Raw genomic sequence first — 14,703 nt, forward strand, 5'->3', positions numbered from 1 at the left:
ATTTTTTTGGGATATTATGTTAAAATGTATAGAATAATGATTTGTTTGGAGGGATCTTTACTATGAACCACTTTTTAAGCAGATATGCCCACTGGTTACTTCTCCTACTTGTTGGCTCTAGTTTTGTTATGGGATTTACACTCTTTACTCACTCTGTTCAGGGAGTTATCGCTGGTGTATTCGGGATTATGGGATTAAGTGGAGTGGCTTATCTTGTTTTTCATATTGAGAAACAGAGAAGGAGGGAGACTAAATAATACAAACAGTAAGGAATGATTGAGTTCAGGAGGCAATATGATGTATCCAGAATCACTAGTAAACTTGATATCTATTAACAACGATGTATTGTGGGGAGTCCTTTTAATAATGGGACATTTAGTCTCCACTACACTAGCATTAGCCATATTTTCATCAATTCTGCTTAAAAATAAGAAAAACGGATTATTATTCCTTATTCTCTTGATTGTCATGGGGGTGCTGACACTCTATAGAGTAATGAGTTATTCGATAGCATTAGGATTAATTATCGGTTTCATGTATATCATGTTATGTTTTGTTACCTTTATTTCTTTGAAAAAGAAAATGACTATGAAAAAACAATTGTGATTTGGTTATATACTTATATAAGATAGAGTGATAGAAAGGACTGTCTATATGATATGCGTCATCAGACACGGTCAAACAGACATGAACAAAGAGGGCAGATTACAAGGAAGAAACGGCCTTCCCTTAAATAAAGAAGGTTTCAGACAAGCTGAATACTTAAAGTACAAACTGTCACAGATTCCTTTTGATTATGTCTTTTCATCTCCACAAGAAAGGGCGATTCAGACGGCTGAAATTGCCGCTGGAAAGAAAGCCCTCATAGATCCAAGATTGGATGTTTATGATTTAGGTGAAGCGGATGGGCTAATGAAAAGCGAAGTGGAAATGGATGGGATTCTCCCTGATGCCAGAATTTATAAAGGACTTGAAGAAACAGCTTGTTTCATGGAGAGAATTTTTTCATTTATGACTGAATTAAAAAAAGAGTATGGAAATAATGAGAAGAACATCCTGATTTCAGGTCACCGTTGTACAACAGGGGCAATGGGCTCATATTTCACAGAAGGGGCAAGGGATGAAAATATCTTGAAGCACTCCTCTAATAATGGCGATTTCAGATTATTTTCCTTCTGAACGATAGACATACTGAAGGGGGATAAGATGATTGAAGAAAATTTGTTCCTGGTTGGGGGATTACTTTGTAGTGATCTGGAAAATTCACTAATTATTAATGATCACTATGTGTTTTCAAATAAGATCATTGGGTAAATAGTAAGTAGCCTTTTATCCGCAACCTTGTGAGGAGAGAATAATAGGAGCTGTGACAATCGTTGCTAAATATACATGACAAATATTCCATTGTTTTGTATCAAACACATATGGCAAAAAATCAAGCTTCTCGCAAATCTCAGAAAATTACGATCCAAATGCTCTCTCAGTATACAGGTTTCTCTGAGGAAATCATTCTCGAAGCACTTGAGTTTGGAAAATTAGCACCTGATTTATCTATTAGATAATCACCTACGTGTAAAGGTCTAAGAAAATTATTTTCTCCTCCAAGGTTGACCATTAGTAAACCTGTAATGTAGTTGATTCATTTTTGTTACATAATTAATTTTTTAAGAATATATTGAAAAAACAAGCCTATATTTATTATAATAACAGAAAGGATTTATAGAGGAGGATCTAATGGACACCCACAGGAGTAAAAGGATATCCAAGTTATACCGAAAGTTGATTACTTCTGATGCAACACAAGCTTTCCTTATTTATAAAGGCCTAGATGAGACAACGAAAGCAGAATTACTCGATTTAGTGGCAGAGATGGGCTCTCAGCACTCAGAGAAACTTTTGAACAAAATCAGCTAATATACATTAACCGAGTGTAAGACCTGGAGAGGAGATTTCTCCAGGTCTTTTCATATGAAAGGTTCATTATCATAAAGACGAATTGCTGTTGGAAATATATCATAAAAATGAAACTGGGTCATTTGTCCTTCATCAAACGCTCAAACCCAGGGAAATATCATCTATATAAACAAAAGAGTGCGGTGTGATTTCGATTATGAAATCCATCGCATTTTTAGATTTTATTAGATTTAATGATTCCAATTATCTAATTATTGACTAAAAAGAGGAAAAATTCTTTTTGGTGAAACGAAACATAGTTCTATTATCCTTATTTTATGAAAATAGGAATAAATTCCTTTTTATTCAAAAAATTGTTGTAATTAGGCGAATTAATATTTATAATATTAAGAAAATTTAATAAATATTTCCTAGGAAAGGGGGGCACTATATGAATGTATATATGTCGGTGGATATGGAGGGAATTACAGGCTTAGTTGATCATACACAGGTAGATTCGGGCAAGCATAATTATGAGCGTGGGAGAATCATCATGACGGAGGAAGCGAATACGGTAATATCTGCTGCCTTTGAGTCAGGTTGCGCCGAAGTACTGGTAAATGATAGTCATTCACAGATGAACAATTTATTAATTGAAAAGCTGCATCCAGAAACAAAGTTGATATCCGGTGGAGTGAAACCATATTCCATGATTCAAGGGCTGGATGAGAGGTTTGATGGGGCTTTTTTTGTGGGTTATCACGCAAGGGCATCGACGAAGGGTGTGATGTCCCATTCGATGATCTTCGGCGTTCGCAACATGTATATCAATGATGTTGCCTTGGGAGAGCTGGGCTTTAATGCGTATGTTGCAGGATTTTACGGGGTTCCAGTGTTGATGGTTGCCGGAGATGACCAGGCAGCACTTGAGGCAGAAGCATTGATACCCAATGTTACGACAGCCGTCGTGAAAGAAACGATTTCCCGTTCTGTGGCAAAAAGCCTGACACCTCAGAAATCAGCTCAATTATTAAAGGAGAAAACCGAAGAAGCGATACATAACAAAGAAAACGTAAAACCTCTCACTCCACCTGACCATCCGACATTGCGAATCGAATTTGCGAATTACGGACAAGCGGAGTGGGCAAGCCTCATGCCAGGGACAGTGCTAGAAGCAGGCACAACGACTGTACGATTTGAGGCGAAAGATATCCTGGAAGCCTATAGAGCCATGCTTGTAATGACTGAACTGGCGATGCGAACAACATTCTGTTAGGAAGTGTGAGATCAATGGGTACATATTTGTTGAAAAGACTTCTCGCCATGGTGATAACGTTATGGCTGATTGTGACATTAACATTTTTCTTAATGCATGCCATACCAGGGTCACCATTTAATGAAGAGCGTAATACAAGTGAGATCGTACAGCAAAATTTAGAAGCTCATTATCATTTGAATGAGCCGTTGATGATTCAATATTTTCTCTATTTAAAGTCACTTATTTCATTAGACTTTGGTCCATCAATTACACAACCATCACAAACCGTAAATGATTTATTAGGAAGGGGATTTCCAATCTCCTTTGAATTAGGAATGATTACTCTCGTAATTGCCGTATTGTCTGGCATAATTTTAGGTGTATTGGCTGCTCTCAGACATAATGGGATCATAGATTACATGGCAATGACCTTCGCCGTACTCGGGATTTCGATTCCAAACTTTGTGATGGCGACATTACTTATTCAGGAATTGGCTGTAAACAGGGGGATTTTCCCTGTAGCCACATGGACGAGCTGGCGTCACATGGTTCTTCCGACCTTGGCATTAGCAACAGGGCCAATGGCCATCATTGCCCGACTGACTCGTTCTAGTATGTTGGAAGTATTAACCCAGGATTATATTCGAACAGCCCGTGCCAAAGGATTGTCACCAATCAAGATTGTGTTTAAGCATGCCCTGCGAAATGCCTTACTTCCGGTTGTAACTGTACTGGGTACTCTAGCAGCAGGAATATTAACAGGTACATTCGTCATTGAACAAATCTTTGCGATTCCTGGAATGGGAAAGTATTTCGTGGAGAGCATCAATCAGCGTGATTATCCTGTCATTATGGGTACGACTGTATTTTACAGTGCATTTCTCATACTTATGCTGTTTTTAGTAGATTTAGCTTATGGTTACCTTGATCCCCGGATAAAGTTACATAAGAAGGAGGCGAAATAATGGGAGTTCCAAAACACCAAGAACCAAATGTGACTCCAGACGTACTGGATGAGTGGTTTACACCCAAGAAGAGGAATAAAGATGATGCTGAAGCGGTGGTCCGACCGAGTCTTTCCTATTGGCAGGATGCGTGGAAGCGTCTTGTGAAAAATAAGCTGGCAATGCTTGGCTTTGTTTTTTTAATCGGATTAATTGTGATGGCAGTCATTGGCCCCATTATTTCTCCCCATGACGTAACGAAGCAAACACTTTCGAACCAAAACCTGCCGCCTTCCGGTGATCACTGGTTTGGTACCGACGATATGGGTCGAGATGTATTTACCCGTACGTGGTATGGGGCACGGATATCGTTGTTTGTAGGTTTTATGGCCGCACTCATTGATTTTGTAATCGGGATAATATATGGAGGCATAGCAGGTTATAAGGGTGGCAAGACCGATAACGTTATGATGCGTATTGTTGAAATTCTATACGGCTTACCTTACCTACTAGTTGTGATTTTATTAATGGTCGTGATGGGGCCGGGCCTACTCACTATTATCGTTGCCTTAACCGTGACGGGCTGGATCGGGATGGCCCGAATTGTAAGGGGACAAGTGCTCCAAATTAAAAACTATGAGTTCATTCTTGCTTCTAAAACGTTTGGTACGAAAACAGCCCGTATCATACGGAAGAACCTCCTGCCTAATACGATGGGACCGATTATCGTTCAGATGACACTGACCGTACCAAGCGCTATTTTTGCAGAAGCATTCTTAAGCTTCCTTGGATTGGGAATTCAAGCTCCGTATGCTAGTTGGGGAGTCATGGCTAATGACGGCTTATCTACGATTCTATCAGGCTATTGGTGGCGATTATTCTTCCCGGCTTTATTTATTTCTCTTACAATGTTCTCATTCAACGTTTTAGGTGACGGATTACAAGATGCACTTGATCCGAAACTAAGGAGGTAATCATCATGAATCAAGTATTATCTGTCCAAGATTTACATGTACATTTCTCGACCTATGGGGGAGAAGTCAAAGCGGTTCGGGGAGTGAGCTTTGATTTACATAAAGGGGAAACGCTTGCCATTGTCGGAGAATCTGGATGCGGAAAGAGTGTAACATCTCAAAGCATTATGAGATTAATTCCGAGTCCTCCCGGGAAAGTGACGAACGGCAGGATACTATTTAAAGGAAAAGACCTTTTAGATGTAACCGAACCGCAAATGCGTAAGATTCGAGGGGCCGATATTTCGATGATTTTCCAGGATCCCATGACGGCTCTAAATCCTACCCTGACAATAGGGGAGCAAATCATAGAAGGAATTCTGCAGCATAACGACGTTTCCAAGAAACTGGCCAGACAAAAAGCGATTGAGATGCTGACACTTGTCAGTATTCCAAACCCTGAAGAACGATTAAAGCAATACCCCCACCAATTTAGCGGGGGAATGAGGCAGCGGATTGTTAGTGCCATGTCACTCGTTTGCGAACCAGACGTTATAATCGCCGATGAACCAACAACAGCTCTCGATGTAACCATTCAGGCGCAGATTTTGGAATTATTCAAAGAAATCCAGCAGAAAACTGGTGTCTCGATTATTTTGATTACCCATGATTTAGGAGTAGTAGCTCAAGTTGCTGATCGTATTGCTGTCATGTATGCCGGTAAAATTGTAGAGGAAGGAACCAGAAGAGAGATCTTCTATCATCCTCAACATCCGTATACACAAGGGTTACTAAAATCAGTACCTAGACTTGATCTTGATGGGGAAGATCTGATTCCAATACCCGGTTCACCGCCTGATTTATTTTCACCACCTGTTGGATGTCCTTTCGTTCCCAGGTGTGAAAAGGCGATGGAAGTGTGCGACCGTGTATATCCATCGAAAACACAGCTATCAGATGATCACCACGTTGACTGCTGGCTTCAGGATAAACGTGCCAAAAAAGCGATGCTTTCATCGATTAGCTTAACCATCCGTTAGGTTAATTGTTTGATAGATAAAAAGAATAAGAGGGGGAAGAACATGAAGAAGCTATTATCACTTTTTTTAGTAGGAATGCTCTTGTTTGTATTGGCAGCTTGTACAGCTACGAAGGATGCAGGCAGTGAGTCAAGCAGTGAAGACAGCAAGAAAGAAAATACTGGAAAGGTTCTTCACTTGAATAATGGTGCAGAACCGACGTCTTTTGATCCTCCCATTGGATTCGACTCCTATTCCTGGACAGCACTAAACAATTTAATGGAAGGGATGACTCGCTTAAACGCTAATCATGAACCCGAAGCGGCAATGGCAGAAAAATGGGACGTGTCTGAAGACGGAAAAGTATACACATTCCACATTCGTGACAATGCCAAATGGTCTAATGGAGATGATGTAACAGCTGGAGACTTCGTTTTTGCTTGGAAACGTCTGTTGAATCCGGAAACGGGATCACCGGCTGCCTTCTTAGGTTATTTCATTGAAGGTGGTGAAGCCTTCAATACAGGTACAGGGTCAGCAGATGAAGTGAAGGTAGCAGCGAAGGACGAGAAAACGTTTGAGGTCACTCTATCAAGTCCACAAGCGTATTTCTTAAGCGTCATTGCGAATCCAGCGTTCTTCCCGATCAATGAGAAGGTTGCTACCGAAAACCCTGAGTGGTTTGCAGAAGCTGATACATTCGTTGCAAATGGGCCTTTTAAATTAACTGAATGGGAGCATGACAGCCACTTTGTTATGGAGAAGAACAATCAGTATTGGGATAAAGATTCAGTGAAATTGGATAAAGTTCACTGGGCAATGGTGAACGATACAAACACGGATTATCAATTATTCAAAACGGGTGAGCTGGATACAGCAGACGTACCAGCAGATTTAAGTAAACAGTTATTCGAAGAAGGGAAAGTGAATGTAGAAGATCAAGCAGGAACCTACTTCTACCGTTTCAATTTAGAAAAAGAACCTTTCCAAAATCAAAACATACGTAAAGCATTTGCCATGGCGGTAGATCAACAGCAAATGGTCGACTTTGTAACAAAGAATAAGGAAAAAGCAGCTTACGGGTTCGTATCAAAAGGGTTCAAAGATCCTTCTGGAAAAGACTTCCGGGAAGCAAATGGAGATTTAGTGAAAACAGATATCGAAGAAGCGAAAGCCCTTCTGAAAAAAGGAATGGAAGAAGAAGGATACGATAAGCTTCCTGAAGTAACCTTAACGTACAGCACTAGTGATACACATCAGAAAATCGCTGAAGCCCTTCAACAAATGTTCAAGGAAAATTTGGAGGTTGACGTTAAATTAGCCAATATGGAATGGAACGTATTCCAGGATGAGCAAAAAGCATTGAAGTTCCAATTATCACGAAGCTCATTCCTGGCAGATTACGCAGACCCGATCAACTTCCTGGAGAACTTCCAAACTGGCCACTCTATGAACCGAACAGGTTGGAGTAATGAAAAGTTTGACAGCCTAATAAAAGAAGCCATGAATGAAGCAGATGAAGCGAAGCGCTTCGAATTAATGTATGAAGCAGAGAAAATCCTAATGGATGAAATGCCGATCATTCCAATCCACTTCTACAACCACGTGTATTTACAAAATGAAGATGTATCCGGTATCGTTCGTCATCCAGTTGGATACATGGAATTAAAATGGGCAGACAAGAAATAAGTGCTTGAACTAATAGTGAGTGGAGAAGACGCAAGGCTACTTGAAGCCTTGCGTTTGCTCCCTCTTTTTCTACGAAAGGGGTCATGTATGGTGATAAAAGCTTCAAAACTCAAAGTAGGAGATACAATAGGAGTCATTGCTCCTGCAAGCCCTCCGAAACCTGAACCATTAAAAAATGCCTTATCATTTCTTGAAGAATTAGGTTTGGACATAAAACTGGGTAAATCTGTCCATAAGAAATATGGGTACCTGGCAGGTTATGATCAAGAGCGGATAGAAGATATACATATGATGTTCAAAGACAGTGACATTAAAGCCATCATTTGTGCTTGCGGTGGTTTCGGCACAGGACGGATCGCATCCCGATTGGATTACAACTTGATAGGGAAAAACCCGAAGATCTTTTGGGGATATAGTGATATCACTTTTTTACATACAGCTATTCATCAACAAACTGGAATCGTGACATTTCATGGGCCCATGTTAAGTTCTGATATTGGTCTTTCGGGTGTACATAGCTTAACTAGGAAGTCTTTTGAACAGTTGTTTCATGCGAAAGACATCGAGTATACAAACAAGCTATCCCCGTTGGAAACAGTTGTAGAAGGTATAGCAAGCGGACCTGTAATAGGTGGAAATCTTACCTTATTGGTTAGCACATTAGGGACTCCTTTTGAATTGGATACAAAAGGTAAAATCCTATTTATCGAGGATATCGATGAAAAACCTTATAAAGTGGACCGAATGATGAATCAGCTGAAAATGGCGGGAAAATTCCATGACGCATCCGGCGTCATCATCGGGGATTTCAAAAACTGTGTGCCAGAAAAACACGAACAATCTCTGACTCTTGATGAGGTGCTCAAAGAACATATTTCAGATGCAGGTATACCTGTTTTAAAAGGCTTTCATATCGGTCACTCTTCCCCTAGTGTCGCCATACCATTAGGAAGCATGGGACGAATGAATACGTATAACCAAACATTTAGTGTAGAATCCGGCATAAGAGAGGATGAGAATAAGTGAATATCCATAAACTGGAAACATCCAGAACAGCTGTCCCCCTGCATACCCCTTTTAAAACTGCATTGCGCACCGTTGAAGTGGCAGAAGCCATCGTTGTGAAATTAACGTGTGATGACGGGACTGTTGGATGGGGAGAAGCACCGCCAACAGTTGTCATTACAGGGGACAGCTTATCCAGCATTGAATGGGCCATCCAACAAGTGATCAAGCCGGCCATTATAGGTAAGAGTCTCTTAAATTATGAGCAGCTTTTTCAACAATTACATTCATTACTTGTTCGTAATTCAAGCGCAAAGGCAGCTGTAGATATGGCCTTATATGATTGCCTTTCTCAGCACTGCAATCTTCCACTCTATCAATTTCTCGGCGGGTACCGTCATGGGCTGGAGACCGATTATACTGTGAGCGTTAATAGTCCAAAGGAAATGGGTGAAGATGCAGAAGCCTATGTGAAGCAAGGCTTTAACGTACTGAAGGTCAAAGTGGGAAAAGATGATATCGAGACGGATATAAAAAGAATTCATGAAATCCGCCAACGAATCGGGTTTGATATCAAAATTCGACTCGATGCCAATCAAGGCTGGGAATCGAAAGCGGCAATCAAAGCGATTCGTAAAATGGAAGACCTTGATCTTAACATTGAGTTAGTCGAACAGCCTGTACCTGCTCATGACATTGAAGGGCTTAAGAGAGTCACTGATGGAGTGGATACACTGATTATGGCAGATGAGAGTGTTTTTACACCATATCAAGCATTTGAAGTGTTAAAAACCCGCAGTGCAGACCTGATCAATATCAAACTCATGAAAGCCGGGGGCATTTATTACGCTCAGAAAATTAACGATCTTGCGGAGGTTTGTGGTGTCGAATGTATGGTAGGGAGCATGATTGAAACGCGCCTCGGGATTACGGCAGCCGCTCATTTTGCAGCAAGCAAGAAAAACGTGACACGATTTGATTTCGACGCGCCTCTTATGTTGGCAAAAGATATTGTAGTGGGAGGCATAGAATATAACGGTCGAATGATCACGCTGCCCACCCAATCTGGATTAGGGATAGAGAGAGTACTAGTTTAAATGAATACGAGGGGGAATTAATATGACGACAAAAGCGCTAATAGCAGTACCCGTATCAACTGTATGGACATCCAAGGATTCAGCCCGTGATTTGGATTCATCTGCCGTTTCCAATCCCGTGCAAATCAACGAATGGTTAGAATCCTTGACGCATGAATCCCGGTTGGCTCTTTGCGATGAAAACCGTATACAATCTCAAGCTTTATTCGGACAGGAAGTATTGGTGATGGAAGAGGAGGACGGTTGGTCTCATGTGATCATTCCAGACCAAGCCACATCCAAAGACAATCAAGGATACCCTGGTTGGGTCCCTAGCGTTCAACTTTCACACAGGGAGTTCCCTCAAACGGATACATATGCCATAATCACAAGCAAATTTGCGGATTTAATCAATGAGGATGATGAGGTGGAATTGGAACTCAGTTTCCAAACGACTTTACCCGTTGTGAAAGAGCACGATCATGTTATCGAAGTTATGACTCCGTTAGGTACACGCTTCTTAAAACAGAAAGATGTAATCATCTCAACCACGAAGGTTAACGACCAAAAGGGTAGCGGCCATGACATCGTCACATCAGGAGAAGCCTTTCTTGCTCTTCCTTATTTATGGGGAGGGATGACGAGCTATGGGTTTGATTGCTCAGGCTTCAGCTATACCATGTGCAAGGCAAATGGTTATCTGATTCCTCGTGATGCAAATGACCAGGCAAAAGCAGGAAAAGAAGTAGCACTGAATCAATTAGAGCCTGGTGATCTTTTATTTTTTGCTTATGAAGAAGGGAAGGGGAGCATTCATCACGTTGGAATCTATCATGGTGACGGACAAATGATCCACTCTCCCAATACTGGGAAAACCATTGAAATTCTCTCACTGAAAGGTACCTACTACGAGAAAGAGTTATGTATTGCAAGACGCTACTGGGAGGAAACGGAGGAATCATCATGACGAATCACAAACTACTCGAAGTAAAGGAATTGAAAAAATACTTTCAGCTTGAAAAAGGTAAAACCTTAAAGGCAGTGGATCGTATTTCATTTGATATTTATAAAGGTGAGACATTCGGATTAGTAGGGGAATCGGGTTGTGGGAAGTCGACTACAGGCCGTACCATTATCGGATTGTATGACAGGACAGAAGGGGAAGTCCTGTATGACGGGAAGAACGTTCATACACTCTCTGAAAAAGAAAAGCTATCCTTTTATCGAAACATGCAGATGATTTTCCAGGATCCGTACGCTTCTCTTAACCCACGTTCAACGGTACGTGAAATCATTGCAGAACCGATGGAGGCCCACAATTTATACCGGGATAAAAAGGAACAGATGGAACGTATTTATCAGTTGCTGGAAGATGTCGGACTGAATAGGGATCATGCTAATCGCTATCCTCATGAATTCAGTGGCGGACAGCGTCAGCGAATTGGCATAGCACGAGCTCTCGCCCTTAATCCAGATTTCATCATCGCAGATGAACCTATTTCTGCTCTTGATGTTTCCGTTCAAGCTCAAATCGTAAACCTATTGAAAAAGCTTCAAAAAGAAAAGGGGTTGACCTTTTTATTCATTGCTCATGATCTTTCCATGGTAAAGCATATCAGCAACCGAATCGGAGTGATGTATCTGGGACATATGGTTGAATTAACCGAAAGTAAGGAGCTTTACAAAAAGCCTCTTCACCCTTATACCCAAGCATTACTATCAGCTATTCCCATCCCTGATCCCGATGTAGAGGATGAGCGTGAACGAATGATCATTCAAGGGGAAATCCCCAGTCCAATCAATCCACCAAGTGGCTGTGTATTCAGAACACGTTGTCCTGTAGCCATGGAAGCGTGCGCCAGCCATAAACCAAAATGGAAGGAAGTAGAAGAAAAGCACTTTGTTGCTTGTCACTTGTACGACAATGAAATCACCAAGGATCATGACGAAGTAGCGGTCACAAAGTAAAGGATGAAAAATGGATGAATGAGAAATTATTAGAGGAAAAAATTTTGGACGCTATTGATAAATGTAAAGGCAGGATCAGTGTTGCCATTGACCTGCCTTCACACTCCATCCAAATCAATAGTGACACTCCTTATTCTGCTGCAAGTTTAATCAAGGTTCCGATCTTACTTGAAGGCTATCGGCAGTCAGAGCATGGGAAAATCGATTTAGATGAAACGGTAATGGTCCCTAATGAGTATAGAGTGGGAGGGGCAGGAGTGTTGTCAACACTATCCGAAAGAATTTCGTTGACGGTAGAAGACCTTCTCACACTCATGATCATTGTGTCGGATAACACCGCGACGAATCTCATTATCGACCGTTTAGGTACAGAAGCGATAAATAACCTTTGTAACTCTCTAGCATTAAAACACACTAAGCTTATTCGGAAAATGATGGATTTTCAAGCAATGAAACAAGGGTATGACAATTTCACCTCTGCTTCTGATATCATCACCTGTTTACGCAGTTTAGACCAAGGGACGCTATTTAATCAGCAAAGCCGGGATAAAATGCTATATATGTTGCATCAACAGCAATTTAATACTAAGCTTCCTGCAAGGATGGATAAAGAAAAAATCTATATAGCCAACAAAACAGGGGAGTTACCTGGGGTTGAACATGCTTGTGCAATTGTTCGATCTGAAGAAAAAACTGCCTACATAGTTGTATTAATCGACGAACTTGATGAAAACGAATCTGCGCGAGACACAATTGCCGAAATCGGAAAGCTTTTACATGATTATTTAACTAAGCCTAATCTGTAAAATAACAGAAGTGTCCCTATAGATTCTTTAGATATTTTTTGTTGTCTATTTATGTAAGTCATTTTCGTTCTTACTAGAAAAAATTTTTATACATAAGAAAAGCATCCTAATTCCTAAGGATGCTTTTTTGCTTTTGCAATTGTATAAGAGCGGTGTGAAGGCTGGCGAAAGTGGGAATATGTTTAATTACGATGCCGAGGTTGACCATTGTTTGAGCAATTTCAGGTCTAATCCCTGTTAAGACGACTTGAATTCCTGCTAATTTGAGTGCAGCTACCACCTTGAATAGTTGATCTGCAACCATCGTGTCAACAACCGTTACCCCTGATAGATCAATAATTAGATAACTCAGGCCCAATGCCGATCCTTGTGATAAAGACCTTTCCATTAAATCCTTTGCACGTGCTGAGTTGATATCCCCTATAAGCGGCAAAATGGCGATCGTATCAGTCACTTTCACAATAGGGATCGAAAGCTCGGAACTAATTGTTTCAGAGTGGGGGTGGGAGTGGGCCATCGTAAGGCGGTATATGGCTCGATCCACACCAGAATGAAAAAGAGAAAGAAGTTCATAAAATGTATCAATTGACAGCTCGATCTTGATGGAATCTGTTTTAATCATGTTACCAATCTCATCCCGAAAATAGCGAAGATCTTCTATCGCTACCTCGAGGGATAAATCTAACTGCCTAAAGAGAGTAACTGAAGAACATGCCCATCTCGAGATAGTATTGCTATTAGGAGTTCGCAGAGACTGGGCTAATAGCTCAATCATTTCCTCTCTCCATTTCCGCAGCGATACATTTACAATATTTGGGTAAGGAGCGTCTCCGTTTGTTCTTCCTTGAATCAATTTCGTCTTTGCATCCACTATGTTGTTAATGAATTCAAGATATTTGTTTTCATCATGAATGGCCTTCATGGACATTTGATAACCTCCTACTATGATCAAAACTTTGAGTTTCACGATTATGTAAATATATTTGGAAAAAGGATAGAGGAAACGCTGGGTATTATGTTATGCTTTTTTATAAGGAGTACATAAGCAATGATACTAAATGAGGACGTATAGATGTCTCATGAAGAGGTCACTTTACATAAAGAAGATTCACACCATGATGAAGATAAAAGCGTAGGATATATAATTACTTTCCTACCATTCTATTATATCGAAAATAACCATTTGGGAATGTTTCTGTTTAGCCACCCTCTAATAAAGTTTAACCATTGCTTTTCTGCCATTAAGGTTCAGAAAGGGGTATTGAGGATTGAATAAAAGAACTTGGCTTATTAAGTTAAGAAAAAGGAAGAAGATGACCCAACAGGAAGTGGCTTCCAAAGCTTTTATTGAAAGGTCCTACTATGCTCAAATCGAGAACGGGATCCGTAAACCGAGCAGTGAGGTCACCGTCAAGCTGGGAGAAGTGTTGGATTTTCACGCATCCAGCTTTAATCTTGAGGAAAATCCATTCTCGATTGCCTTAAAGAATGCACCAGTCGTGCTCGCTCATTGTGATACTCAATTACGCTATACATGGATCTTCAATACTCCTGATTTAATTCCAGATGATCATATAGGAAAAACAGACGTTGAGCTAAATGATAATGAAGGAAACCGGTCATTAATGAGGTTGAAACAGGAGGTTCTGGACAAGAAGTCTCCCTTCAGTAGAGTAATCTCGATTCCGTTAACTACAGGAACAGTATCCTATCAGGTGTATGCCCACCCCTTATTAAACGAAGAGGGCACCATTATTGGGGTCGCCACAGCTTCTACTGAAATAAATACTTACAACCCACAAGATGGGATTAACAAACATAAATAATGTAAAGATACTAAAGGCGTAGATTCCAGTGAGGAGACTCGCTTTTTTATTTGGTGAAGATTCTTGGCACTCTCTCTTCAGACTGGAATTCTCCAACTTTTTTCCGCATTCAACATCGTGAAATTATATATTTGTATGAGCATATATACGTCATGATGTAAAAGAATTGTCAGTGTTTTGAAGGATTCCAATTGGGTCTTGCACCTAGAATAAATCAATAATTAAGTATCAAATCAAATTCCTTTACATACCATATTGGGGTATAG

At 40.5% G+C, this 14,703-nt stretch carries 16 protein-coding genes; 15 read left to right on the plus strand and 1 reads right to left on the minus strand.

Annotated features, from left to right (window positions below; genetic code table 11):
- The first annotated feature begins 62 nt into the window (after window positions 1-62).
- The 14 genes from FZC88_RS04680 to FZC88_RS04745 all read left to right on the plus strand — a co-directional run bounded on the left by FZC88_RS04680 (window position 63) and on the right by FZC88_RS04745 (window position 12,611).
- A complete protein-coding gene (locus tag FZC88_RS04680) occupies window positions 63-257 on the plus strand; it encodes a hypothetical protein (RefSeq protein WP_148993830.1) in 195 nt (64 codons plus the stop codon).
- Window positions 258-297: 40 nt separating this feature from the next.
- Window positions 298-606, plus strand: coding sequence for a hypothetical protein (locus FZC88_RS04685; RefSeq protein ID WP_187443500.1), 309 nt, complete (start codon window positions 298-300; stop codon window positions 604-606).
- Between the two features lie 48 nt (window positions 607-654).
- The gene (locus FZC88_RS04690) at window positions 655-1,179 is read left to right on the plus strand and encodes a histidine phosphatase family protein (RefSeq protein ID WP_148993832.1); all 525 of its coding nucleotides are present in this window, start codon (window positions 655-657) and stop codon (window positions 1,177-1,179) included.
- 555 nt (window positions 1,180-1,734) lie between these two features.
- Window positions 1,735-1,914: a hypothetical protein gene (locus FZC88_RS04695; protein ID WP_044337098.1), complete on the plus strand. Its 180-nt coding sequence runs from the start codon at window positions 1,735-1,737 to the stop codon at window positions 1,912-1,914.
- 430 nt (window positions 1,915-2,344) lie between these two features.
- On the plus strand, window positions 2,345-3,169 hold the full coding sequence (locus FZC88_RS04700; protein ID WP_148993833.1) for a M55 family metallopeptidase: 825 nt from the start codon (window positions 2,345-2,347) through the stop codon (window positions 3,167-3,169).
- A 14-nt stretch (window positions 3,170-3,183) separates the two neighbouring features.
- Window positions 3,184-4,116, plus strand: a complete 933-nt coding sequence (locus FZC88_RS04705; RefSeq protein ID WP_148969066.1) for an ABC transporter permease — start codon at window positions 3,184-3,186, stop codon at window positions 4,114-4,116.
- Complete coding sequence (locus FZC88_RS04710) at window positions 4,116-5,069, plus strand: ABC transporter permease (RefSeq protein WP_148993834.1); 954 nt, start codon at window positions 4,116-4,118, stop codon at window positions 5,067-5,069. The genes FZC88_RS04705 and FZC88_RS04710 overlap by 1 nt, the downstream gene beginning before the upstream one ends.
- A gap of 5 nt (window positions 5,070-5,074) precedes the next feature.
- The gene (locus FZC88_RS04715; protein WP_148993835.1) at window positions 5,075-6,088 is read left to right on the plus strand and encodes an ABC transporter ATP-binding protein; all 1,014 of its coding nucleotides are present in this window, start codon (window positions 5,075-5,077) and stop codon (window positions 6,086-6,088) included.
- Window positions 6,089-6,130: 42 nt separating this feature from the next.
- Window positions 6,131-7,756, plus strand: a complete 1,626-nt coding sequence (locus tag FZC88_RS04720) for a peptide ABC transporter substrate-binding protein (RefSeq protein ID WP_148993836.1) — start codon at window positions 6,131-6,133, stop codon at window positions 7,754-7,756.
- Between the two features lie 87 nt (window positions 7,757-7,843).
- Window positions 7,844-8,782: a S66 peptidase family protein gene (locus FZC88_RS04725; protein WP_148993837.1), complete on the plus strand. Its 939-nt coding sequence runs from the start codon at window positions 7,844-7,846 to the stop codon at window positions 8,780-8,782.
- On the plus strand, window positions 8,779-9,858 hold the full coding sequence (locus tag FZC88_RS04730) for a dipeptide epimerase (RefSeq protein WP_148993838.1): 1,080 nt from the start codon (window positions 8,779-8,781) through the stop codon (window positions 9,856-9,858). The genes FZC88_RS04725 and FZC88_RS04730 overlap by 4 nt, the downstream gene beginning before the upstream one ends.
- Window positions 9,859-9,880: 22 nt before the next feature.
- Entirely contained in the window at window positions 9,881-10,804 is a 924-nt protein-coding gene (locus FZC88_RS04735; protein WP_187443501.1) for a C40 family peptidase, read from the plus strand.
- A complete protein-coding gene (locus FZC88_RS04740; protein ID WP_148993840.1) occupies window positions 10,801-11,805 on the plus strand; it encodes an ABC transporter ATP-binding protein in 1,005 nt (334 codons plus the stop codon). Before FZC88_RS04735 ends, FZC88_RS04740 begins: the two co-directional genes overlap by 4 nt.
- A 14-nt stretch (window positions 11,806-11,819) precedes the next feature.
- Complete coding sequence (locus FZC88_RS04745; protein ID WP_148993841.1) at window positions 11,820-12,611, plus strand: serine hydrolase; 792 nt, start codon at window positions 11,820-11,822, stop codon at window positions 12,609-12,611.
- 106 nt (window positions 12,612-12,717) lie between these two features.
- Here FZC88_RS04745 and FZC88_RS04750 read toward each other — a convergent pair whose 3' ends face one another.
- Complete coding sequence (locus tag FZC88_RS04750; RefSeq protein ID WP_148993842.1) at window positions 12,718-13,539, minus strand: STAS domain-containing protein; 822 nt, start codon at window positions 13,537-13,539, stop codon at window positions 12,718-12,720.
- A gap of 340 nt (window positions 13,540-13,879) precedes the next feature.
- Between FZC88_RS04750 and FZC88_RS04755 the strand changes: the two genes are divergently transcribed.
- On the plus strand, window positions 13,880-14,437 hold the full coding sequence (locus tag FZC88_RS04755) for a helix-turn-helix domain-containing protein (RefSeq protein WP_148993843.1): 558 nt from the start codon (window positions 13,880-13,882) through the stop codon (window positions 14,435-14,437).
- Window positions 14,438-14,703 lie beyond the last annotated feature (266 nt).

The sequence above is a fragment of the Rossellomorea aquimaris genome (genome assembly GCF_008180865.1).
Taxonomy (GTDB): Bacteria; Bacillota; Bacilli; order Bacillales; family Bacillaceae_B; genus Rossellomorea; species Rossellomorea yichunensis.

What these genes read in the sequence shown, in the direction of transcription:
- FZC88_RS04720 (WP_148993836.1), top strand. Translation starts at nt 6,131, where the DNA reads ATGAAGAAGCTATTATCACTTTTTTTAGTAGGAATGCTCTTGTTTGTA.
- FZC88_RS04700 (WP_148993833.1), top strand. Translation starts at nt 2,345, where the DNA reads ATGAATGTATATATGTCGGTGGATATGGAGGGAATTACAGGCTTAGTT.
- FZC88_RS04750 (WP_148993842.1), bottom strand. Translation starts at nt 13,539, where the DNA reads ATGTCCATGAAGGCCATTCATGATGAAAACAAATATCTTGAATTCATT.
- FZC88_RS04735 (WP_187443501.1), top strand. Translation starts at nt 9,881, where the DNA reads ATGACGACAAAAGCGCTAATAGCAGTACCCGTATCAACTGTATGGACA.
- FZC88_RS04685 (WP_187443500.1), top strand. Translation starts at nt 298, where the DNA reads ATGTATCCAGAATCACTAGTAAACTTGATATCTATTAACAACGATGTA.
- FZC88_RS04725 (WP_148993837.1), top strand. Translation starts at nt 7,844, where the DNA reads ATGGTGATAAAAGCTTCAAAACTCAAAGTAGGAGATACAATAGGAGTC.
- FZC88_RS04715 (WP_148993835.1), top strand. Translation starts at nt 5,075, where the DNA reads ATGAATCAAGTATTATCTGTCCAAGATTTACATGTACATTTCTCGACC.
- FZC88_RS04705 (WP_148969066.1), top strand. Translation starts at nt 3,184, where the DNA reads ATGGGTACATATTTGTTGAAAAGACTTCTCGCCATGGTGATAACGTTA.
- FZC88_RS04745 (WP_148993841.1), top strand. Translation starts at nt 11,820, where the DNA reads ATGAATGAGAAATTATTAGAGGAAAAAATTTTGGACGCTATTGATAAA.
- FZC88_RS04690 (WP_148993832.1), top strand. Translation starts at nt 655, where the DNA reads ATGATATGCGTCATCAGACACGGTCAAACAGACATGAACAAAGAGGGC.
- FZC88_RS04695 (WP_044337098.1), top strand. Translation starts at nt 1,735, where the DNA reads ATGGACACCCACAGGAGTAAAAGGATATCCAAGTTATACCGAAAGTTG.
- FZC88_RS04740 (WP_148993840.1), top strand. Translation starts at nt 10,801, where the DNA reads ATGACGAATCACAAACTACTCGAAGTAAAGGAATTGAAAAAATACTTT.
- FZC88_RS04710 (WP_148993834.1), top strand. Translation starts at nt 4,116, where the DNA reads ATGGGAGTTCCAAAACACCAAGAACCAAATGTGACTCCAGACGTACTG.
- FZC88_RS04680 (WP_148993830.1), top strand. Translation starts at nt 63, where the DNA reads ATGAACCACTTTTTAAGCAGATATGCCCACTGGTTACTTCTCCTACTT.